Source organism: Salegentibacter lacus, assembly GCF_020164555.1.
GTDB lineage: Bacteria > Bacteroidota > Bacteroidia > Flavobacteriales > Flavobacteriaceae > Salegentibacter > Salegentibacter lacus.
Genome location: NZ_JAIQZB010000006.1, coordinates 109,925 through 131,093, shown reverse-complemented (window position 1 = coordinate 131,093; position 21,169 = coordinate 109,925). Strand labels below are relative to the sequence as shown.

Below are 21,169 nucleotides of genomic sequence, written 5' to 3'. Positions count from 1 at the left end.
TGCATTTAAATTAAGCTAAAATTTTAATCATGTCACAAACTCCTTCCTCGGCTAAAGAAAAATTGATAAACGGTTTTTTTAGGCAATTTCCGGGAGATGCCGCATCCTTGCTCAATGACTTTTCTACTGAGGAGATCATTGATTATCTCAAAAGACAGGATCCCAACGATTCCAAAAAGGTGTTTGCACGCCTGAATCCCGATGTTGCCACAGAGGTCATTGATATAATGGATAATCAATTGTTTGTTCAAACTTTCACCAATATCGATGCTTATTTGGGAGCGAGATTGCTTTCCCGTTTGGATAAGCAAACAGCTGAAGCCAAATCGGATTTGTTATCCCCCACGTTGGCCCGAGAAATTAAGGAGTTGATGAGTTATCCACTGGATTCTGCGGGTCATTTGATGAACCCTATGACAACCACTTTCCATCCAGGAAATACGGTAGAGGAGGTGTTGAAGCGTCTGCGAATACTGGGAGACCGCCGAATTTCCAATATTTATGTGGTCGACCAGGAAGGCACTTTTTTGGGCGTAGCAACACTTCAAAGAATAGCCATTTCGGAGCCCCAGGTGAAATTACAGGATCTCATACAAACTCCTTTGGGTGTAATACATGCCCTGGCACCCCTGGAAGATGTGGTGGAGCTGCTGGAAGAAAAGAGGATCATTCATTTGCCGGTTATTGACATCAATAACAAGTTACTGGGCGTAATTCGAAACGGCGACTTGGTGACTGCCTCCAAAGAAGAGGCAACGGAAGACCTGCAAGCGATGTTTGGTGCGGGTAGAGAAGAACGAGCCCTTTCAAAAGTTTCCCTGGCAGTAAGGAACAGGCTACCTTGGCTGCATATCAATCTTGTTACTGCATTTATGGCTTCCCTCGTGGTGGGCCTTTTTGAAGATACAATAGCCAGAATTACGGTTCTGGCTGTTTTCTTACCGGTTGTGGCGGGGCAATCGGGCAATACGGGTTCACAAGCCCTGGCCGTTACCATGCGCGGTTTGGCGCTCAGAGAAATTAGGATAGCGCAGTGGTTCAAAGTGGCGAGAAAAGAGATTATGGTAGGATTGATTAATGGGTTTGCCGTGGCATTAACCACTTCTGTTATCGTTTATTTCTGGACTTCCTCCTTCGGCCTCTCCGTGGTCATTGGAATATCAATGGTGGTATCAATGGTGATTGCAGGGTTTTCGGGAGCGGTCATCCCGATAATTTTGAAATCTCTGGGACAGGATCCCGCTACTTCTTCTTCGATCGTGCTGACCACGGTGACTGACATCTTCGGATTTTTAAGCTTTCTGGGTTTGGCCACGGCGCTGGCAGATGTGCTTAACATTGTAGGATAATTTTTCCAGGAATTCAATAGGATAGAGAGTTTATCAAAAAACCGAGTAAGCTTCTTTTTTGTATTTTTATGTAAACCTGTTATATATACCTTAACATAATAATTAGGCTATGGATAAGCGAAACAGAATACTGGTCTTGATTGACTTTTCTGAAAATACAGACAACCTTATAGATTTTGCATTCAGTATAGCAGAGACCATCAATGCTAAGGTAGTTCTTGTGCATAAGATTCCCGGTTTGGTTCCTTCTATGGCCGATGAAGTGAGCAGGCGAGAAATTTTAAAAGAAGAGATGAATGAAGCTTCTTCGAAACTTCGTGAACTGGCAAGAGATCGTGTATATAGTGATGATTCCTTCCAGATAAGTGAGAAACCCATTCTAACTCTTCTTAGGAATTTAAAGTCACCCCAGTACTTTGATTGGGTTTTCACGGGCCTTAAAGAAGGTGGCGTACTAAAACGTTTGTTTATTGGCAGCACTACCTTATCTGTTATTGAAGAATCAGATATGTTGACAGTCACCGTACCAACAGAAACGAAGATGAACCTTCCCGAAAAACTTCTGGTAGGGGTAAACCCCAACTATCCGTTGAACCCCGAGCACTTTCATAGAGTATTAAAAGGACTGGAAAATAATGTAAAGAATCTTAAATTCTTTACTATTTTAAAAGAAGATGAAGCAGAACAGACCACAAGAGAGCATCTTTTAAAATTACAAATCGAATACAAAAGATTTGAGCCTGATATCCAGATTTATAGGGGTGATGATGCTGCTTCAACATTAAGTGATAAGATGAAACTAAGTCATAATTCTATCTTGGTTCTTCAACAGGGCTCCCGGTCCTTAACCAATATACTTTTCAGACAATTCACTATTAATGAATTGGTATACCGCGCACAAACCCCATTAATTGTGTTATCAAAAAGAACGTAAAGCCTTTAAAGTTAATAAATTATAACGCTCAAATTTAAATGAAAGCAATACTTTTTACCGCTGTTATTAAAGGTAAGAAAAATTCCACCTGATCTTTTTTAGCTTTGAGAATGGGCATGCCAGATGAATATTGAAATGTGCGAATCAAAGATCTGACTCAGATCTACCGGAGTATTTACTTTCGTATTAACTCGTTATTATGATTTTCGTCCGATAGAGAGCATATTTATTAAGACTGAATCATTATTTTATTTACTTTTAAACATTAATCATGGGTAGACCTTAAATTGGCTTCCTTCACAGATTATAAGGAGTTATCATTGTCAATTACAAAAAAAAAGCATCCTTAATCGCTTAGCTCGGCAGAGGATAAAAAAAATAAAAGTCACCTAAACTTCAAAGTGAATTTTCTACTCAATTTTCTTACCCTAATACTTCTCAGTACCTGGACTAGTTCAGGTACAAATACCGCTGACTCTATTTTTTATGGTAAAGCAATAGAGGATTATGTTCAGGCCGATTCAGATCTGCCCCAGCATTATAAAGAACAAGTAAGAAATTTAGCAGGATTATCGATAACGGCTGAACATTATTTTGTTCCCTTTGGTTTTTTTAAAACTTTTTATAATTATAGATTTAGTTTTTCAAGAAATAACTTCAGTAGTTTTAAGTTCTCTCCAAATATTAAAAAAGAACTGTCAGTACAAATATTTCCATTTCATCTCTTCTGGTAGCAGTACCTCATTCATTAAGTTCCGTACACGGAAAAAATAATATTTTTTAACATTAAATTTTTTAAAATGGATTTAAGCTCCACCCTAATTGGGTTAGGCATTTTACTGCTTTTTATCGGCCCAATAATTTTATTAATTATAAATCAAAATAGAAAAACGAATTCTCATAGAAAACAATTAATGAAGTTTGCCCAAGAGAATGACCTACGACTTTCAGTTTTTGAAATAGATCCTTCTATTTTAATTGGTTTCGATAATTCCCAAAAGAAAATAATTTATACAGAACCTAGTGAGAAGAACAAATTCCACATAATTAATTTGAAAGAGATTACCCAGGTTAAAATTCAAACTATTGATTTCCCTGAAAGGGAAGGAAAAATGAATTTTATAAGTTTAATTTTCTCGGGAAAAACCCAAACTGAAAAACAAGAGATGATTTTCTATGACGAAAATATTGATGCAGTTCCAGATTCGGAGGTTCAGTATCAGTTAGCTAAAAAATGGCATACAATCCTTCAAAATCATATTTAATCTACTTTTATTATCTTCCGGAATTCAAGTTCCGGAGGATTATATTTTGCTATTTGCAGATTCTCTATTGTCTATTGAAACTCTTTGGTTTTATTTTAATAAACTGAATTTTTGCTCCATCGACATTTTAAAACTATTTTCGAAAAAAGGCTAAAAAATGAACATTACCATTGAAAACATACTATTAATTGGTTCACTTTTGCTCTTTATTAGTATACTCGCAGGTAAAACATCGTACAAATTTGGGGTGCCAACCTTAATTTTATTTCTATCAATTGGAATGTTAGCTGGTGTTGAAGGCCTTGGTCAAATTGAATTTGAAAATGCTCAACTCGCTCAGTTTGTTGGAATTGTTGCTCTAAATTTCATTCTATTTTCTGGAGGATTAGATACAAACTGGAAGAGTATAAAACCCGTAGTATGGCAGGGAGTTGCATTATCTACCGTAGGAGTTTTTTTAACGGCCATTAGTGTAGGGGTGTTTGTTTGGTATATTACTGATTTTTCAATATACGAGGGCCTTTTATTAGGAGCCATTGTCTCTTCAACAGATGCCGCTGCAGTTTTTTCAATTCTAAGATCAAAACAAATGGCTTTGAAAACTAATTTAAGGCCAACCCTGGAATTAGAAAGTGGTAGTAATGACCCGATGGCCTATTTTCTGACAATAGCTTTCTTGGGATTAGTAGTTAATCAAAACCAGGACATCTGGAGCCTTATACCATTATTTCTCCAACAAATATTATTAGGTGCAAGTCTCGGACTTTTCTTTGGTTATGTGAGTCACCAGGTTATTAATAAAATAAACTTAGACTTTGAAGGCTTATATCCGGTTCTTGCAATAGCAATTATGTTTATAACATTTTCTGCAACCGATGTTGTAGGAGGCAACGGATTTCTGGCTATCTATTTATGTGCTGTTTATCTCGGAAATCAAAATCTAATTCACAAAAAGACAATTATTAAAATGTTTGATGGTCTAGCGTGGCTCATGCAAATCACACTCTTCTTAACATTAGGTTTACTAGTCGTTCCCTCACATATAATTCCTGTAATGGGTGTTGGAATCTTGGTTTCTGTTTTTTTAATATTTGTTGCCAGACCCCTCAGTGTTTTTATAGGTCTATCGATTTTTAAGATGAAAATGAGAAGACGCCTATATATCTCCTGGGTAGGTTTAAGAGGAGCAGTTCCCATTGTTTTTGCGACGTATCCTTTAATTGCTGGAATTGAAAAAGCAGAAATGATTTTTAATGTGGTTTTTTTCGTTTCTTTAATTTCAGTTCTTGTTCAGGGAACGACCTTATCTCTAGTAGCAAATTGGCTTCATGTGTCTTTACCCTTTAAAGTCAAGAAAAAATCACCTGTTGATGCTTTGTTATCTGAGAGTGCAAAATCCTTCCTTAAGGAAATAGATTTACCTTCTATAAGTCCATTGGTGGGAAAAAGAATTGTGGAAATTGATTTTCCAAAAGGTGCGATAATCGCTATGATTATGCGTAACGAGAAATTTTTAACTCCGTCCGGAAATACGGAATTAGAAGCAAATGACACCTTAGTTATTTTAACGGAGAATAAGGAATCAATGCAAATGATTTATAGTAAATTTGAAATCCCGACTGATTAGTAAGTATTGAATTATGGAAGGAAGTCTACAAATTTATATCCCCGCTTTAATGTTGGTAGCAATGTTAATTTTGCTATTTTGGAAATATGTACGTCAGGCAATCCCTATTCGTGTACCACATCCTAATATTGAAAAAATCACTAATTATAACCGGTTAAAAAGATTGGGTGGCTATTACTGGTTATTATTTATTGCTTTTCTTTTAATTACAATAATATATACATTAGCTCCCGAGCTATATTCATATTTACTTCCAATAGAACGTCTGAATCACCCGTTCATTAATGAAATAGGGCTGATTGTAATGAAACTGTCGCTAGTTTGGATTTTAATTGCTCAAATTCAACTAGATAGAGAACTTTATAAATATTCAAGAAACATTGACAATTTAGAAGCCATGGAATTAATTCATTTTTCTGAAAAGACTTTACTGTCAGGTATTCTTCTTCTATTTCTCGGTTTTTTAATTACAATCACCAGTATTACTGGTATATTTTTAGTCCTTATTAGTTTTGTTTTATATTTTAAAAATTTTCGTTTCGGTCATTCGAACTGATCCCTGAAAAATCAGTGAAATTTGGATCTCTGAGTTATAGGGTAACATCAATTAAGATTTCCCTATAGGCAGTTAACAATTTAGATTTTGAAACAAATCCTTTATAGCATTGCCCTTCTACCACAGGTAAATTCCAGGCACCTGTCTCTTCGAACTTTTTCATTATTTGATGCATTCCATCTGTTTCGAAATTAATTACCTGAGGAGCTTCCTGCATTATTTCGCTTACTTTTAATTTATCATAAAGCTCTTGCTCGAACATGATGGGCCGTAAATCGTCCAATAGTAAAATTCCTTTTAGGTCACCTTCCTGATCTACAACAGGAAAAATGCTTCGTTGTGATTTCACCACTCCTTCCCGAATTATTTCACCTAAAGTCATTTCAATTTTAAGTGGAATAAAATCTGTTTCTAATACCTGGCTAATATCTAATAAGGTAAGTACCGCCTGATCCTTATTGTGAGTAAGTAAATTTCCTCGAGAAGCCAAATCCAGTGTATAGACGGAGTGGGCTTGAAACTGACTAGTCACCATATATGAAATCGCTGCAGTTATCATTAGAGGAATGAATAATTCATAACCACGGGTTACTTCGGCTATAAGGAATATTGCCGTTAATGGGGCGTGCATGATGCCTGCCACTAGCCCTGCCATTCCTACCAACGTAAAGTTGCTTACAGAAATTTCATTTTTAAGCAATCCTAAATTATTAATTATTAAAGCAAAACAGTGTCCCATGGCGCTGCCCATAAATAAAACGGGAGCAAAAATACCACCTACTCCACCAGCACCAAATGTTAAGGATGTTGCTACTACCTTGAATATGGCTAGCCCGGCTAAAAGAGCAATTACTACCCAAATGTTTTGCAAATACTCACTAAAGATATTATTAGTACCAAGAGCAGTGAGATAATTCTCCTGGAGAAGGTTGTTTATTACATCATAACCCTCTCCATATAGGGGTGGGATAAAGAAGGTAAGAATTCCCAATCCAAAACCTCCAATTAATAAACGTCTCCATTTAGATTTAAACTTCTTAAAGAATTTAGCAAACCTAAAATAGATTTTGGTAAAGTATATAGAACATAACGAAGAAAGTATACCAAGAAGAATATAGAAAGGAACTTCAGAAATATCGAATTCTTCAGAAAGGGTGAAATGTAGCATTACGTCAGAGCCATAAAAAAAATAGGTGGTTAAAATAGCTGATATCGAAGCCAATAATAGCGGTATCATTGACACTAAAGTAAGATCAAGACTAAAGATTTCTATAGCGAAAATTATAGCGGCTATTGGAGCCTGGAATAAAGATGACATTGTTCCAGCTGCAGCACAGCCAATTAAGAGTGTTCTTGAAGCCTGGTTCATTTTCAGGGTTCTAGAAAGGTTAGAACTTAAAGAAGCACCGGTTACTACTGCAGGTGCTTCTAATCCAACCGAACCTCCAAAACCAGCCGTTATCGGTGCTGTAATTAAGGAAGCATAGGTTTGAAATTTTGACATTATACCTTTTAGTCTCGAAATTGCAAATAGGGTAGTCGGTATGCCAGCACCAACCTCTTTTCTATAAATCCATCTTATGATTATTAGTACCACTGATAATCCTATTACTGGAAATATAAAATAAAATGCATTGTGGTAATTTGAAATCAATTCTCCTTCTAAAACAGCCTGAATCCAGTGAGTAAGGTTTTTGATTATCACAGCCACTACACCGGCGATAAAACCGACTATTGAACTGATAATCATTAAGAATTGGTGAGGGGTGAGTTTTGTGTTTTTCCAGTCCAGAAATTTTTGCAATGAAAAGAAGGATTTAAACTTCATGTTCTTGGACAGTTATAAATTAATTTTTAATGAATATAAGTTTTTTTCAGGAACCACTTATGGTCTATGTAGTTTTTGCTACCTTTTTAGGCTGTTGCACTAAAATAATATTTTTAATTTTTATGGAAAGTAGTGAAAGTGTTTATCGTACAATGGAACTAATATTAAGAAAAATTGATTCTAGTGGGAGTTATGCGCTTCAGGATCTTTCCCCTAATGAAGAAAAAGCCGTTGCTTTACTTTTACAGTTTCGAGCAGTATTACAAGCGACTCGTATGACTCCAAACTTAATTTTTCCTGGAGAAAATTTTAGTGAAATGGTAGAGTTGGGTCCTAAAAAATATATCCATCTCGCAGAGAAATTGAGGCCCAGGGGGATGCCAAAGAAATGGAAAGTTTTAAATACGAATCTCCTAATATCTGGCGCTGTTGGAGCAGCAATAGGAGGAGCTATTGCGGGTACACTCTCTTGGATTCTTAATTGTGGATAATTAATCCGGTTATTAGATAATTTAATAGGTATTGGATATACTTATGCAAAAAATAAATATTAAATCCTCAATTTTTATAACTCCTTCAAAAGTTCTATTGCCGCATTTCACCAATTAATTTAAAAAAATTGTCCTGATTACTGGAAAGTTTTGCCGCAAATTTCAACAGGTTTACTGAGGGTTTCAGGGTATTTGCCGCAAATTTACTGGTTTTTGCGACCAGGGCATTTGTCATGACAAATCCTGGTTTTCGACATCCACTCTTGCCTGAAACTTCCCTATTGCACTTGCAATTGCTTTAACTGCTTTTCCAAAGGATCCATTAATTTCCCTCGCACTTGTGACAGGGCCATTGTTGGAACTACTTATATTGGCTTTGGTGTCGCAGGTATTACTGAAAATAGGAAGAATTTCCCGATAAAAATTATCACGTAATTTCTTTTTGAGGCTTTTATTAAGCACTTGTTGGATCTCATCGATATCTTATTCTCGCAGCTATTTGTCAATTTTATTCAGGAACCTGATAACATAATATATTAGTTTATTTCTGTTGAATCAAATTGAAAGTTACTTTTGGCAATAAAGGCAGGGAATTTTAGCTTCACAGTATTATATTCTAAAGAAAGGATTCCATCCTTTTTGGTCACCATATTTCCGCTTGCTGTTATAAGAGCATCAAAAGCGGCAATCTCCCATTCATGGATTGGCTTTAAATGAGGATAATAATCGTATTTTCCTTCTGCAATTCCGGATAATTTGAGCGGACTTTGATCCACCACTTCCTTTAAGGACCCTTCCTGATAGGCTTTGAAATTTTCCAGGAATCTTTCGGTTTTTTTATTCATCTGGTTTTTACTTTTTAAAATTTTTAAAAAGAAACCTTCAATTGGCTTTCTAATTACATTTTGCTCTTGCAACAATATGTTTACATCTTCATCTTTTCCGAAAGAGAAATTTTTAATTTTGTACGGTTTATTGTCAGTTGCTATAAACATAACTTTATCGGCGGGAGCAAAGATAATTCCCAGAACAGGGCGTTTGTGGCTAATTTTAGCAATAGAAATTGCAAAATCATCTTTTCCCTCTTTCAAGCTTTTTTTTCCTAATAAGGGAGAAACTAACCAGAATTCTTCCCAGTCCTTTCGGATGTCAATTTCAGGATTATCAAATTTAGATACTAATGGAAGTCCGGTTTGGGATTGGAGATTTTTTAAAACTTCATAACTTTCTGTTTCACATCTTTGAATAAAAGATCTGTTACCCGTATGGGCATCACGGTATCTTAGAATCTCTTTACCGGCACGTTCAATTAATCTTACCGATTGTTCAAGGTCTGTCATCTACATTTTTTAAGAACGGTTTTTCACTTACTTTCAATGTAAGAAAATCACTAATAGTACCAAGTATTAACTTATAATAATATATCATCTGTATCACTTGAATAAGAGCCTAACAAACTTTTGCCTATATGGGATAGGTGTTATTGAATTTTATTTTTCATTGTGGTTAAAGGATTAATGGGGGCGCCCCAGATATAGCAGTTGAATCTAACGATTTAAGCGCAGGTTAAAAGATTTTAATCATATTAGGGGTTGATTTATTCACATAGAAATAACCAACTTTAAAATAAATCATTATTTTTTTAACCTTAAATTGACAAACCTACAATTAATCAATTATAAGACAGTATGAATTTGGTTTAACCCTTCTTTTAGCATATTTTTGCCCCCGTTATGAATGAAACACAAACTTTATACTTTATTAAAGTTACTCCCCCCTAATTATCCGGGCATCTAAGCCTATCCATTCGGATCAACGCATTCATTTATTTTTTTCTATCATTTTCCTTTTTTCCTATTATGGAATTTTTTTTCAACACATATATAATTACTTTTTTAAAAGCGACTTTCCGACCGGAAAATCTACTATGTAACCAGCCATTGGTTTTTGTTACTCCACCATAGTTATTCCCAAATAATTCCTGATTTCACACTGTAACTTAAAAAATACTTCTTTGAAACATATTTAGATCTGTTAGCATGGTAAATTCTAAAAAAGTCGTAAACGATTTATTAGAGAAAGCGGACATCACCATAAATGGTGCAAACACATTTGACTTACAGGTTAGGGATGATAAATTCTACTCTCTTTTCCTTAATAAAGGTTCTTTAGGGCTTGCCGAAGGTTTTTCTAAAGAATACTGGTATTGCAAAGATCTTACTGGCTTATTTCACAGGCTCTTTTTAAATAAGGAAGTCCAATCTTATTTTGCTGAAAATTTCAACATGAAATTAAAGGTTCTAAAAAATAAGTATCCTGAAGACTTTGAAAATAAAAGATATCATTCTGTCACACAAAAAAACCTGCTCACCTCGGTTCTCGGAAATAACCTAAACACTTCCTCGGGATATTGGCAGGAGGTTTATTCTTCTAAGGAGTCACAAGAGCAAAAATTCGATCTCATTTGCAAGAAATTAAAAATTTCTTCCGGGGATAAAATTTTGGACATAACACCTGGCTGGGGAGGTTTTACTTCCTATGCAGCTTCTAAATATCATGTTGAAGTAGTCGCGCTGAATCCTTCAAACAAACAATCAAAATATATTGGTCAAACCTGCAATTCACTAAATGTTCGCGTTGAAAAAAAGGATTTTTTCGCGGTATTTGAGAAATATGATAAAATAGTTGGTTGGGACCTCTTTGATAATACTGTTAATGCTGATTTTTCAAAGGTTCAGTTTAAAATAGACCAAATTTTAAAGGAAGATGGAATCAGTTTATTAAATATTATAACAGGTGATAATAACGGAACTGATCCCTGGCTTAATAAGCATATTTTCCCTTCCTCCATCCTTCCATCATTTGTGCAAAAAAGCAGGTTGATTCCCACAGTTTTAAAATTAGAGGATCTTCAAAGTTTTGGATTACAATATGATACTACCGTGGTAAACTGGCTTTTAAATTTTCGAAATGAGAGCGATGAATTAAAAGTTGAATTTCCTCAAGACAGTCTTTTGTTATGGGAATATTATTTATCCTGCCTTGCTGCTTCATTACGAACGAAACGAATTGAATTATTTGAAATAGTACTTACAAAACTGTCTTATCCATTTACCTATGAATCGGTAAGGTTCTATCAAAATCAAACCTATGGAAAGTAAGCAAAAGAAAGGTCTTATAGTAGAAGCAATTTTCAAAGAGATCGAAGAATGTGATCGAATGCTGGCTTCCTATGAAACAAGGAAAGATCCACTGTTACATAAAATTGAAAATTGGGGCAGGATTACTGCCAAAGAAATTGAACGAAAAAAGCATATGGAATTTATGAAGTTTAACTTAAATAACCATCTTCAAGAGCTTGTCAGGCTTCTTGATTTGGTAATGCAAAACAAAAAAATTAGATGTGAAAATTGCAATAACGTGATCTCATACCGGAGACTAATATCATCTCCTACAAACCGTAAATGTATTAATTGTTCTTTACAACCTATCCCATTAAAAATAAATAATTCAAAAACCAATCAATTATAACAAATGAAGAAATATTTAAATTTATTCGATTTCAGTCAAAAGGTTGACTATAAAACAGAAATACTCGCTGGTCTAACTGTAGCCCTGGCTTTAATACCTGAGGCCGTAGCGTTCTCTTTAATCGCCGGTCTTTCACCTTTGACAGGATTGTATGCCGCTTTTGTTGTAGGCCTGGTTACTGCAATTCTGGGAGGCAGACCAGGAATGATATCCGGAGCTACCGGAGCCGTAGCTGTAGTAATTGTAGCCCTGGCTATTAGTCATGGGCCCGAATATGTTTTCGCCACTGTAGTTCTTGCTGGAATTATCCAGGTTGCGGCAGGTCTACTGCGTCTGGGAAAACTGATGCGTTTGGTGCCACACCCTGTAATTTTTGGATTTGTGAATGGACTCGCCGTCATTATTTTTATGTCTCAATTAAACCAGTTTAAAGTAGAAAATGCTGCCGGTGATCTGGTTTGGATGCAGGGTGCGCAATTATTTTTAATGCTAGGATTAGTATTGATTACTATGTTAATTATCTGGGGACTTCCAAAACTTACTAAAGCTATTCCCGCAACTCTTGTAGCTGTTTTAGTAACCTTTGGAATTGTGTTGGCTTTTGGAATTGAAACCAAAACTGTTGGGGATATCGCCTCTATTCAAGGTGGTTTTCCACCATTTCACATACCCATGGTACCCTTGACTCTGGATACCTTCTTACTCATTTTACCGTATGCCGCAATTATGGCTGGGGTAGGATTAATCGAGAGTCTATTAACCCTTAATATTATTGATGAAATAACAGAAACTCGCGGTAGGGGAAATAAGGAATGTGTGGCACAGGGTAGTGCTAACATTCTATCAGGTTTTTTTAGTGGAATGGGTGGTTGTGCAATGCTTGGCCAAAGCCTTATTAATGTTTCTTCCGGGGCGAGGGCGAGATTATCAGGGATTACAGCTGCAGTTATGCTCTTAATTTTTGTAATGTTCGGTGCAGGTTTAATTGAAAAAGTACCTATGGCTGCTTTAACCGGGTTAATGATAATGGTAGCTATAGGAACCTTTGAATGGGCCAGTTTAAAAACCCTAAACAAAATGCCTAAATCAGATATTTTGGTAATGGTTTTAGTTACGGTGGTAACCATCGTACTTCATAACCTCGCATTAGCTGTACTAGTAGGTGTTATTATTGCTGCACTGGTATTCGCCTGGGACAATGCAAAAAGAATCAGGGCTCGAAAAAGAATCGATGAAGAAGGTGTTAAACATTATGAAATATATGGTCCTTTATTTTTTGGGTCTGTGCAGGCTTTTAGTGACAAATTTGATGTTCTGAATGATCCTGAAGAAGTAGTAATTGATTTTTCTGAAAGTAGGGTTGTAGATATGTCCGGCATAGAAGCTTTAAATAAATTAACGGAGCGCTATAAAAAACAGGGTAAAAAATTACACCTGAAATACTTAAGCGGAGATTGCAGGAGATTATTAAGTAATGCTGATGCAATTATTGAAGTGAATATCATTGAAGATCCGGATTATAAAGTAGCAACTGATAAAATCTAGTCTATGAAATAAGCCAAAAAGACAATTGAGACACTATTGGCAAAAACACCAATTAAGATCAATGGGAAGAATTCCTTTGATCCCCAAATTCGCAATCCATCTTTCTACGATCGTATCCGGAAAGATGGATCTCTGGGGTTTGGAGAAGTTACTTGGAAGGATGGTGGAATTGTGAGGACCTTGATGACTTCTTTTATATGATATTTAAGTCCAATCTGGAATATGAATTTAAGAAAAGCTTCAAACTGTTCCGGATGATAATCGATTATGAAAAAAGAAGAATTAATAGAAAAAATATTTGAGGAAATAGCTAAAGAAGAAAAAGTGCTTAAACTTTATCAGTCTTTTCCAGAGGCTCTGCCGCGAGAAAAGGATATGAATATAAGCATTGCAAATAAACAAGAATCTAATGTGAACCGTCTGGCAATCAAAAAAACAGAAAAAAGGAATAGAAAAACTATTTAACCTTCTGGAGAAATTAAATAAGGCTAAGATGGGAACCTGTAAAAAATGCGGTAAGGAAATTCTGATGAGCAAGGTGAATATTTCCAATGCTTCTTTATGCATGGAATGCGTTAAAAATTAAAATAATGGAACAGGAAAATTTAGAAAAAAAGCGATTAAAACAAACCCTGACTAAAATAGATATTGCCATTACTAAGATTACAAAAAGATTAAACAAACAGGGGCGGGATATTAAGGACGCCAATGAGCATATGCAAGAGCATAAGAGGGATATGGACCATCTCGAAAAAAATGCCGTTAGAGAGTCGGTTTCCAATATGGCAATGTTGGGGCGGGCATCCCTGGATAAAAAGAAACGTTTGCTACGTTTAAAAAATGTCACGTATTTCGGGCGATTGGATTTTAAAGAAGATAAAAAAGCCGCAAAAGATGAAATTTATGTAGGGGTGCATAATTTCAAAGATGAGGAGACCAATAAAAATTTGGTCTATGATTGGCGTGCGCCCATTTCCAGTATGTTCTACGATTATGAACCTGGTCCTTCCTCCTACATAACCCAGGAAAAGGTAGTGGATGGCCTAATGTCTTTAAAAAGACAATTTAGGATAAGAAACGGGGAAATGGAATATATGCTGGATAATGATATTGCCATACAGGATGAGGTACTTCAAAAGGAATTAAAGCAAGCTTCTTCCAGTAAAATGAAAAATATTGTTGCTACCATTCAGCGGGAACAAAATGCTATTATCCGTAATGAAGAGGCCCAAAACTTAATTATCCAGGGAGTTGCCGGATCGGGTAAAACTTCTATCGCACTACACCGGATTGCTTTTCTTTTGTATAAATTTAAAGATGATATTTCCTCTGAAGATATTTTAATTATCTCCCCTAATAAGGTTTTTGCAAGCTACATTTCTAATGTTCTACCTGAGTTAGGTGAAGAAACCGTAGAAGAGATCAGCCTTGAAGAAATCGCAGACCGGCTTTTTGATTATCAAATTAAATTTCAAAGCTTTTTTGAGCAGGTTTCGGAGTTATTAGAGCGTACCAATGAGAAATTAATTGAACGCATCGAGTTTAAATCATCGCAGGAAATCCTGAAAAGGATGGATGAATACCTGGTTCATTTAGAAAACAATGCTTTCCAACCTCAGGATATTTTCATCAATAAAAACCCGGTTCCCGCCTGGTTTATCGAAGAGAAATTTAAACAGTTTCACCGCCTGCCTATTCTTAAAAGATTTAATGAAGTGGTTCGTGAAATTGTAAATAACACCTTTATGTATTATAAATACGAGGTGAAAGGTAAAGAGCGTACAGAACTTCACTCCACTATTAGAAAAATGTTTCCTTCTACCAATCTTAGGATGCTTTACAAGGGCTTTTACGAATGGATGGAGCGTAAAGATTTGCTGAAAATGCGCAAAGGAGCGACCTATGAATATAGTGATGTTTACCCACTACTTTATTTAAAAATGAAATTAGAAGGCCTTCCTGCCTTTAGCCAAGTAAAACATTTGGTAATTGATGAAATGCAGGATTATTCCCCGGTTCAATATAAAGTACTTTCTAAATTATTCAGTTGTAAGAAAACCATCCTGGGAGACATCAACCAATCTGTAAATCCTTTCAGTTCCTCAGATCTTAAGACCATACAATCCATATTTCCGGATTCTACGGCAATGACCATGCTTAAAAGTTATAGATCTACGTATGAGATTACCCAATTTTCTAAAAGAATAAGTGATAGGATTGAGGTTGAAGCCCTAAAGCGTCACGGAAGCGAACCCGGGGTACATAGCTTTAATACTAAAGAAAAGGAATTGAGCTACATAAAAGAGCTTATTGAAAGGTTTAAAAATAAAGATCATAATTCCCTGGGGATCATTTGTAAGACACAAAAGGAGGTTAACAAACTTTACGAGGAGCTAAAAGAAGAATTCCAGGTAAGCTTGCTGGATGGAAAGAGTGTTGCATTTGGAAGCGGTGTGGTGATTACCACAGCCCATTTAGCTAAAGGTCTTGAATTTGATATGGTAATTGTGCCTAATTGTACCGAGAAAAATTACAAAACCGAACCGGATCGTCAAATGCTTTATGTGGCCTGTACCAGGGCAATGCACCGTCTTGAAATAACAAGTGTAAACAAACCATCACAATTTTTAAAAATTAAGCAATGATTTGTCCTTTGTGTCAGAACTTATTAAATAACGAAAAGGATTCGGAATATTACGAATGTGATACCTGTAAGGCTTTGGTGAAGAGAAAGGAATTGTGGCCGGATAGCATTTATGAAAAATCAAGATATCTGGAACATAATAATGATGTTACCGATGAACGCTATCAAAAATTTACGTCCCCAATTACCAATTATATACTCAAAAATTTTAGTCCCTTAGATATAGGGCTTGATTTTGGCTCAGGAACTGGTCCGGTAATTTCCAGTATGTTGGAACAGCATAATTATATCGTTAAAAAGTATGATCCTTACTTTGCTAATTATCCAGACCTTCTGGAAGAAAAGTACGAATATATTTTTGCTTGCGAAGTAGTGGAACATTTTTACAATCCCAGAGCTGAATTTTTGAAATTAAAATCATTATTAAAGCCTGAAGGGGCTTTAATCCTTATGACGTTACTCTATAATGATGACCTTGATTTTAAAAATTGGCGCTATAGAATGGATCCCACCCACGTTTTTATTTACCAAAAAGAAACTTTTCAGTTTATAAAGGAAAATATAGGGTTCAGTAAATTAGATATTGATGAGAGGTTGATTGTTCTGGAGTAATAAAATAAATTTTAGATCTGAATGAAGTTAGATGATGAAATTAAGAGAAGAAGAACCTTTGGAATTATATCCCATCCCGATGCTGGAAAAACTACCTTGACAGAGAAACTACTGTTATTTGGAGGAGCTATTCAGGAAGCGGGTGCGGTTAAATCCAATAAAGTAAAGAAGGGGGCTACCAGTGATTTTATGGAAATCGAAAGACAACGAGGGATTTCTGTAGCCACTTCTGTTTTAGGATTTGAATACAAGGATATAAAGATTAATATTTTAGATACCCCAGGGCATAAAGATTTTGCGGAAGATACTTATAGGACGTTAACGGCGGTTGATAGTGTAATTGTTGTTATAGACGTAGCAAAAGGAGTCGAACAACAAACTGAAAAGTTAGTGGAGGTATGCCAGATGCGCAATATTCCCATCATAGTCTTTATAAATAAACTAGACAGGGAAGGAAAAGATGCCGTTGAGCTATTGGATGAGATTGAAATTAAACTGGGATTGAAAGTAACTCCTTTGAGTTTTCCAATTGGTATTGGGTATGATTTTAAAGGCATATATAATATATGGGAGCAAAATATCAATCTTTTTACCGGCGATCCCAAAAAAGATATTGAGGAAACCATAGAAATACACGATTTAAACTCTTCGGTATTAAAAAAAATCATCGGAGCAACAACAGCTGATACCTTCAAAGAAGAACTTGATTTAGTGCAAGGGGTATACCCGGACTTTAATTATGAATTGTACAGGTCGGGGAAATTACATCCGGTTTTTTTCGGATCGGCCTTGCATAATTTCGGGGTAAGGGAATTACTGGATTGTTTTGTGAAGATAGCCCCTCCTCCGGAAGCTAAGACGTCTTCGACTCGCGAGATTAAAGCCAATGAAGAGAATTTTTCAGGATTTGTTTTTAAAATTCACGCCAATATGGATCCAAAACATAGAGATCGTTTGGCGTTTATAAAAGTTGTTTCTGGTACCTTTAAAAGAAACTCCCCTTACCTACACGTAAGAAAATCCAAACAAATGAAATTTTCTAGTCCCAATGCATTCTTTGCGGAGAAAAAAGAAATTGTAGACATTTCCTATCCGGGTGATATTGTAGGGGTACACGATACTGGTAATCTAAAAATTGGGGATACCCTTACAGAAGGAGAAGAAATTTTATTTAAAGGAATCCCGAGTTTTTCCCCGCAGCATTTTAAATACATCAATAATGCTGACCCCATGAAAACTAAACAACTGGAAAAGGGTATAAAGCAATTAACCGATGAAGGAGTTGCTCAGTTATTCGTGCTTGAAATCAATGGACGTAAGGTTATCGGTACGGTGGGAGCCCTGCAGTTTGAAGTGATCCAATATCGTTTGGAACACGAGTATGGGGCGAAGTGTACTTACGAAGACCTTAAGGTATACAAATCTTGTTGGATAGACCCAGGCAATGATAATTCAGAAAACTTTAAAGAATTTAAAAGACTTAAAAGAAAATATTTGGCACGAGATAAGGAGAATCAGTTGGTATTCTTTGCAGATTCAGCATTCACTTTAGAAATGGCAATTAAAACCTATCCGGAGATCAATTTCCAGGAAATTTCCGAATTTTAAAAATCAAAATATAGCATATGAAAAATATAATTGAGGGAGAAAAGAAATTTGAGTCCAGCAGATCTATTAAGAATAAGGCCCTAAGGATAAATTTGAATAAGAATATCTATGGCACTTTCGCTGAAATTGGTGCCGGGCAGGAAACTGTAAGGAATTTTTTTAGGGCTGGTGGTGCATCCGGCACTATTGCTAAAACCATCAGCGCTTACGATAAGGATTTTAGCGATGCAATCTATGGCCTGGAACCACAAGGCAGATATGTTACCGAGGCTCGATTAAAAGATATGCTTAACTTTGAAACCAAACTGATTGAAGAAAGAATTTCTAGGGATAAACATCCAAAAAAATTATTCTTCAGCTATGCCAATACTGTAGCTACAATAGATTTCGCAAAAAAATATAAAGGTCATGGTTGGTTAGGAATAAAATTTCAAACCCAGCCAGAAACTGAATACAATCAAATTTTAATTCACATTCAGTTTCACGAAAATAATGCGGCCCAGCAGCAAATCACACTAGGACTTTTAGGGGTCAATTTAATCTACGGTTCCTATTATTACCACGATAATCCAAAGAAATTATTAAAAAGTCTTTACGACCATATTGACACCGATAAAATTGAAATAGACGCCATAAATTTTCACGGACCTTCCTTTAAGAATGTAGATAACCGGTTAATGAGCCTTGAACTGCTTAGAAATGGAATAACAGAAGCTGTAATGTTTGGGGCCGATGGTAATAATGTTTTACCTGCCAGTATACTTTATAAAAAAAATATTCTCACTTTAAGAGGTAGTTTTAGACCGGTAACCAGGGTGAATATGAATATGTATGAAGAATCTTTAAAGCTGTTTCTTCAAGAGAAAAAAGTGGAAGAAGAGGATACTGTAGTTATTTTTGAAATAACCCTGAACAACCTCAAGTCTGAAGGCGATATCAACGAAAAAGACTTTCTGGATAGGGCCCAGTTATTATGCTCCCTTGGGCATACCGTTATGATCTCAAATTTCCAGGAGTATTATAAAGTTGTAGAATATTTCTCCCAGCACACCAAAAAACAAATGGGACTTACTATGGGCGTTAATACGCTAACAGATATTTTTAACCCTGAATATTATAAGAATTTGAGTGGCGGAATTTTGGAAGCTTTCGGTAAGTTATTTTTTAAAAATTTAAAAATTTATCTCTATCCTTTAAAAGAAAATGAGGAAATACTGAACAGTGAAAATATTAATATTCCTGAAGGAATGAAAGAGCTCTACCAATATTTTAAAGACAATAAGCGGGTTGTTGATATAAAGAATTATGAACCTGAAATCCTTGATATCCATTCCAGAAAAGTACACGAAATGATCAAAGAAGGAGAAAAAGGCTGGGAATCCATGCTTCCTGAAAGAACCGCTAAACAGATACAGGAAGAGCAATTATTCCAAACCACTTAAATAAAGATTTTTAAGCATAGAAAAGGCCGGCATCTAATTATGCGGGCCTTTTCTATTTTACTGAAACAATATTAACTCTGTTTTCTCCAAAATTTTTCAGTAAGATTCCTCTCCAGGTTAACTACCTCAAGCTTAATATCTTTGTATTTAGCGGTTTCCTTAAATTCATCAATGATCTCATAAATATCGTGATGTACAAATTTTGCATCTGTTCCATCTATTATCAAGTGAGATTTTTTAGGAAGGTGATCTAAATAAAGCATAATATCAGCTTTATTTAAGAAAGTAGTTTCCTGTGCGAGTTTTAAAGTTCTGGTTCCATCTTTTTCTTCAACTTTTTCCTGGGTTACGTATGCATTTTTATAGTTATCACGTAGAATAAAGAATACCGCAATAGCTCCCCCCACCAGGATACCGGTAATTAGATCGGTAAACATTACCACTAAAATGGTAATAATAAAAGGAAGAAATTGCTTTTTTCCTTGCTTGTATACCGATTTGTAAATTGGGATACTGGTTAACTTATAACCTACTACAAATAGTACTGCCGATAAAGCAGCTAATGGAATTAAATTAAGTAGCATAGGAATAGAGGCCACACACACAAACATTATTATACCGTGAGTAATAGTTGCAGTTTTTGTTCTACCACCAGAGCTAACGTTGGCAGTTGTTCTTACAATTACCGCTGTAATTGGTAAACCACCTATAAAGCCTGCTACAATATTACCAATACCCTGTGCTTTTAATTCACGGTTAGTAGAGGTTCTTCTTTTATAAGGATCTAATTTATCACCGGCCTCTGTACTCAATAGCGACTCTAAACTGGCAATAAAAGTAATAGCAAGTGCAATGCCTATAACTTCAGGATTATTTATCACAGTAAAATCAGGGAACTGGAAAAAGCCAAAAAAATCACCAAACGAATCCGCTACTGGAAGTGTAACCAAGTGAGAGGGTTCTAAAGCAAAGCTAGGAATAGATGATTTGAATAATTCGTTTAATAAAATACTCACAACAACTGCGGCTAGTGCAGCAGGAAAAAACTTAAAGAACTTAAATTTCTTGAACAGGGGGTTATCCCATCCTATTAAAATAATTAATGAAACTATAGTAATTGTGGTTGCACCATAACTAATTTCATTAAAGACCTTCATTATTCCAGAAAATGTATTGGTGCCATCATTATTTTTAAAAGTTTCTATTCCTTCAAAAACGTGGTCTACGCCAAACGCGTGGGGAATTTGTTTTAAAATAAGTACTAATCCGATAGATGCTAAAATACCTTTAATCATAGCATTTGGAAAGAAATATGCTACCGTACCTGCCTTTAAAAAACCAAGAATAATCTGGAATACACCAGATAAAATTACGGCAACCAAAACAGCTTCGAAACTACCCAAAGTTTGAATGGCGGTAAATATAACAAGAGCCACACTGGCAGCAGGACCACTAACATTGATACTTGAATTACTAAAAAACCCTACAACAATACCTCCCACAATACCTGCAATAATACCTGAGAACAAAGGTGCTCCAGAAGCAAGTGAGATACCTAGACATAAGGGTAAAGCAATTAGAAAAACCACCAGACCGGCAGAAATATCGGTCACAAAATGTTTTTTCATAAACTCAAAATTCTCTTTCATAAGCTTAAAAATTTTTAAGCCGCGAAAATAGTATATTTAATAGGTTTAACGTTAATAAAACATTAAAGAGTTTGGAAAATACGCATCT

18 protein-coding genes are annotated in these 21,169 nt (G+C 35.6%); 14 read left to right on the top strand and 4 right to left on the bottom strand.

Annotation, left to right across the window (positions count from 1 at the left end; genetic code table 11):
* The first annotated feature begins 29 nt into the window (after positions 1–29).
* The 5 genes from mgtE to LB465_RS06365 all read left to right on the top strand — a co-directional run bounded on the left by mgtE (position 30) and on the right by LB465_RS06365 (position 5,731).
* A complete protein-coding gene (gene mgtE, locus LB465_RS06385; protein ID WP_224468351.1) occupies positions 30–1,349 on the top strand; it encodes a magnesium transporter in 1,320 nt (439 codons plus the stop codon).
* A 109-nt stretch (positions 1,350–1,458) separates the two neighbouring features.
* Positions 1,459–2,283, top strand: coding sequence for a universal stress protein (locus tag LB465_RS06380; protein WP_224468348.1), 825 nt, complete (start codon positions 1,459–1,461; stop codon positions 2,281–2,283).
* 914 nt (positions 2,284–3,197) lie between these two features.
* Entirely contained in the window at positions 3,198–3,548 is a 351-nt protein-coding gene (locus LB465_RS06375; RefSeq protein ID WP_224468345.1) for a hypothetical protein, read from the top strand.
* Positions 3,549–3,705: 157 nt separating this feature from the next.
* A complete protein-coding gene (locus LB465_RS06370) occupies positions 3,706–5,175 on the top strand; it encodes a potassium/proton antiporter (RefSeq protein WP_224468343.1) in 1,470 nt (489 codons plus the stop codon).
* A 13-nt stretch (positions 5,176–5,188) separates the two neighbouring features.
* Positions 5,189–5,731 (top strand): hypothetical protein, encoded by a 543-nt coding sequence (locus LB465_RS06365; RefSeq protein ID WP_224468341.1) that lies wholly within the window; start codon positions 5,189–5,191, stop codon positions 5,729–5,731.
* A 34-nt stretch (positions 5,732–5,765) separates the two neighbouring features.
* On the opposite strand, the gene LB465_RS06360 is transcribed toward LB465_RS06365, so the two are convergent.
* The gene (locus LB465_RS06360; protein ID WP_224468337.1) at positions 5,766–7,559 is read right to left on the bottom strand and encodes a chloride channel protein; all 1,794 of its coding nucleotides are present in this window, start codon (positions 7,557–7,559) and stop codon (positions 5,766–5,768) included.
* A 29-nt stretch (positions 7,560–7,588) separates the two neighbouring features.
* On the opposite strand from LB465_RS06360, the gene LB465_RS06355 reads away from it, so the two are divergent.
* Positions 7,589–8,050: a hypothetical protein gene (locus LB465_RS06355; RefSeq protein WP_224468335.1), complete on the top strand. Its 462-nt coding sequence runs from the start codon at positions 7,589–7,591 to the stop codon at positions 8,048–8,050.
* A gap of 231 nt (positions 8,051–8,281) precedes the next feature.
* On the opposite strand, the gene LB465_RS06350 is transcribed toward LB465_RS06355, so the two are convergent.
* Together LB465_RS06350 and LB465_RS06345 are read right to left on the bottom strand one after the other, a co-directional pair.
* The gene (locus LB465_RS06350) at positions 8,282–8,512 is read right to left on the bottom strand and encodes a hypothetical protein (protein WP_224468333.1); all 231 of its coding nucleotides are present in this window, start codon (positions 8,510–8,512) and stop codon (positions 8,282–8,284) included.
* Positions 8,513–8,586: 74 nt separating this feature from the next.
* Complete coding sequence (locus LB465_RS06345) at positions 8,587–9,390, bottom strand: inositol monophosphatase family protein (RefSeq protein ID WP_224468331.1); 804 nt, start codon at positions 9,388–9,390, stop codon at positions 8,587–8,589.
* Positions 9,391–10,089: 699 nt separating this feature from the next.
* On the opposite strand from LB465_RS06345, the gene LB465_RS06340 reads away from it, so the two are divergent.
* The 8 genes from LB465_RS06340 to LB465_RS06305 all read left to right on the top strand — a co-directional run bounded on the left by LB465_RS06340 (position 10,090) and on the right by LB465_RS06305 (position 19,432).
* Positions 10,090–11,211, top strand: coding sequence for a class I SAM-dependent methyltransferase (locus LB465_RS06340; protein ID WP_224468329.1), 1,122 nt, complete (start codon positions 10,090–10,092; stop codon positions 11,209–11,211).
* Positions 11,201–11,581, top strand: a complete 381-nt coding sequence (locus tag LB465_RS06335; RefSeq protein WP_224468327.1) for a hypothetical protein — start codon at positions 11,201–11,203, stop codon at positions 11,579–11,581. Before LB465_RS06340 ends, LB465_RS06335 begins: the two co-directional genes overlap by 11 nt.
* 3 nt (positions 11,582–11,584) lie before the next feature.
* Complete coding sequence (locus LB465_RS06330) at positions 11,585–13,126, top strand: SulP family inorganic anion transporter (protein WP_224468325.1); 1,542 nt, start codon at positions 11,585–11,587, stop codon at positions 13,124–13,126.
* 267 nt (positions 13,127–13,393) lie between these two features.
* A complete protein-coding gene (locus LB465_RS06325) occupies positions 13,394–13,591 on the top strand; it encodes a hypothetical protein (RefSeq protein ID WP_224468322.1) in 198 nt (65 codons plus the stop codon).
* A 125-nt stretch (positions 13,592–13,716) separates the two neighbouring features.
* Positions 13,717–15,771: a HelD family protein gene (locus LB465_RS06320; protein WP_224468320.1), complete on the top strand. Its 2,055-nt coding sequence runs from the start codon at positions 13,717–13,719 to the stop codon at positions 15,769–15,771.
* Positions 15,768–16,382, top strand: coding sequence for a class I SAM-dependent methyltransferase (locus tag LB465_RS06315; protein WP_224468318.1), 615 nt, complete (start codon positions 15,768–15,770; stop codon positions 16,380–16,382). The genes LB465_RS06320 and LB465_RS06315 overlap by 4 nt, the downstream gene beginning before the upstream one ends.
* Positions 16,383–16,403: 21 nt before the next feature.
* Positions 16,404–17,990, top strand: a complete 1,587-nt coding sequence (locus LB465_RS06310; protein WP_224468315.1) for a peptide chain release factor 3 — start codon at positions 16,404–16,406, stop codon at positions 17,988–17,990.
* Between the two features lie 17 nt (positions 17,991–18,007).
* Positions 18,008–19,432: a TonB-dependent receptor gene (locus tag LB465_RS06305; RefSeq protein WP_224468313.1), complete on the top strand. Its 1,425-nt coding sequence runs from the start codon at positions 18,008–18,010 to the stop codon at positions 19,430–19,432.
* Between the two features lie 71 nt (positions 19,433–19,503).
* Here LB465_RS06305 and LB465_RS06300 read toward each other — a convergent pair whose 3' ends face one another.
* Positions 19,504–21,081, bottom strand: coding sequence for a SulP family inorganic anion transporter (locus LB465_RS06300; protein WP_224468311.1), 1,578 nt, complete (start codon positions 21,079–21,081; stop codon positions 19,504–19,506).
* Between the last annotated feature and the right edge of the window lie 88 nt (positions 21,082–21,169).

What these genes read in the sequence shown, in the direction of transcription:
- LB465_RS06355 (WP_224468335.1), top strand. Translation starts at nt 7,589, where the DNA reads ATGAATATAAGTTTTTTTCAGGAACCACTTATGGTCTATGTAGTTTTT.
- mgtE (WP_224468351.1), top strand. Translation starts at nt 30, where the DNA reads ATGTCACAAACTCCTTCCTCGGCTAAAGAAAAATTGATAAACGGTTTT.
- LB465_RS06325 (WP_224468322.1), top strand. Translation starts at nt 13,394, where the DNA reads ATGAAAAAAGAAGAATTAATAGAAAAAATATTTGAGGAAATAGCTAAA.
- LB465_RS06340 (WP_224468329.1), top strand. Translation starts at nt 10,090, where the DNA reads ATGGTAAATTCTAAAAAAGTCGTAAACGATTTATTAGAGAAAGCGGAC.
- LB465_RS06360 (WP_224468337.1), bottom strand. Translation starts at nt 7,559, where the DNA reads ATGAAGTTTAAATCCTTCTTTTCATTGCAAAAATTTCTGGACTGGAAA.
- LB465_RS06345 (WP_224468331.1), bottom strand. Translation starts at nt 9,390, where the DNA reads ATGACAGACCTTGAACAATCGGTAAGATTAATTGAACGTGCCGGTAAA.
- LB465_RS06370 (WP_224468343.1), top strand. Translation starts at nt 3,706, where the DNA reads ATGAACATTACCATTGAAAACATACTATTAATTGGTTCACTTTTGCTC.
- LB465_RS06320 (WP_224468320.1), top strand. Translation starts at nt 13,717, where the DNA reads ATGGAACAGGAAAATTTAGAAAAAAAGCGATTAAAACAAACCCTGACT.
- LB465_RS06310 (WP_224468315.1), top strand. Translation starts at nt 16,404, where the DNA reads ATGAAGTTAGATGATGAAATTAAGAGAAGAAGAACCTTTGGAATTATA.
- LB465_RS06335 (WP_224468327.1), top strand. Translation starts at nt 11,201, where the DNA reads ATGGAAAGTAAGCAAAAGAAAGGTCTTATAGTAGAAGCAATTTTCAAA.
- LB465_RS06365 (WP_224468341.1), top strand. Translation starts at nt 5,189, where the DNA reads ATGGAAGGAAGTCTACAAATTTATATCCCCGCTTTAATGTTGGTAGCA.
- LB465_RS06315 (WP_224468318.1), top strand. Translation starts at nt 15,768, where the DNA reads ATGATTTGTCCTTTGTGTCAGAACTTATTAAATAACGAAAAGGATTCG.
- LB465_RS06305 (WP_224468313.1), top strand. Translation starts at nt 18,008, where the DNA reads ATGAAAAATATAATTGAGGGAGAAAAGAAATTTGAGTCCAGCAGATCT.
- LB465_RS06375 (WP_224468345.1), top strand. Translation starts at nt 3,198, where the DNA reads ATGAAGTTTGCCCAAGAGAATGACCTACGACTTTCAGTTTTTGAAATA.
- LB465_RS06380 (WP_224468348.1), top strand. Translation starts at nt 1,459, where the DNA reads ATGGATAAGCGAAACAGAATACTGGTCTTGATTGACTTTTCTGAAAAT.
- LB465_RS06330 (WP_224468325.1), top strand. Translation starts at nt 11,585, where the DNA reads ATGAAGAAATATTTAAATTTATTCGATTTCAGTCAAAAGGTTGACTAT.
- LB465_RS06300 (WP_224468311.1), bottom strand. Translation starts at nt 21,081, where the DNA reads ATGAAAGAGAATTTTGAGTTTATGAAAAAACATTTTGTGACCGATATT.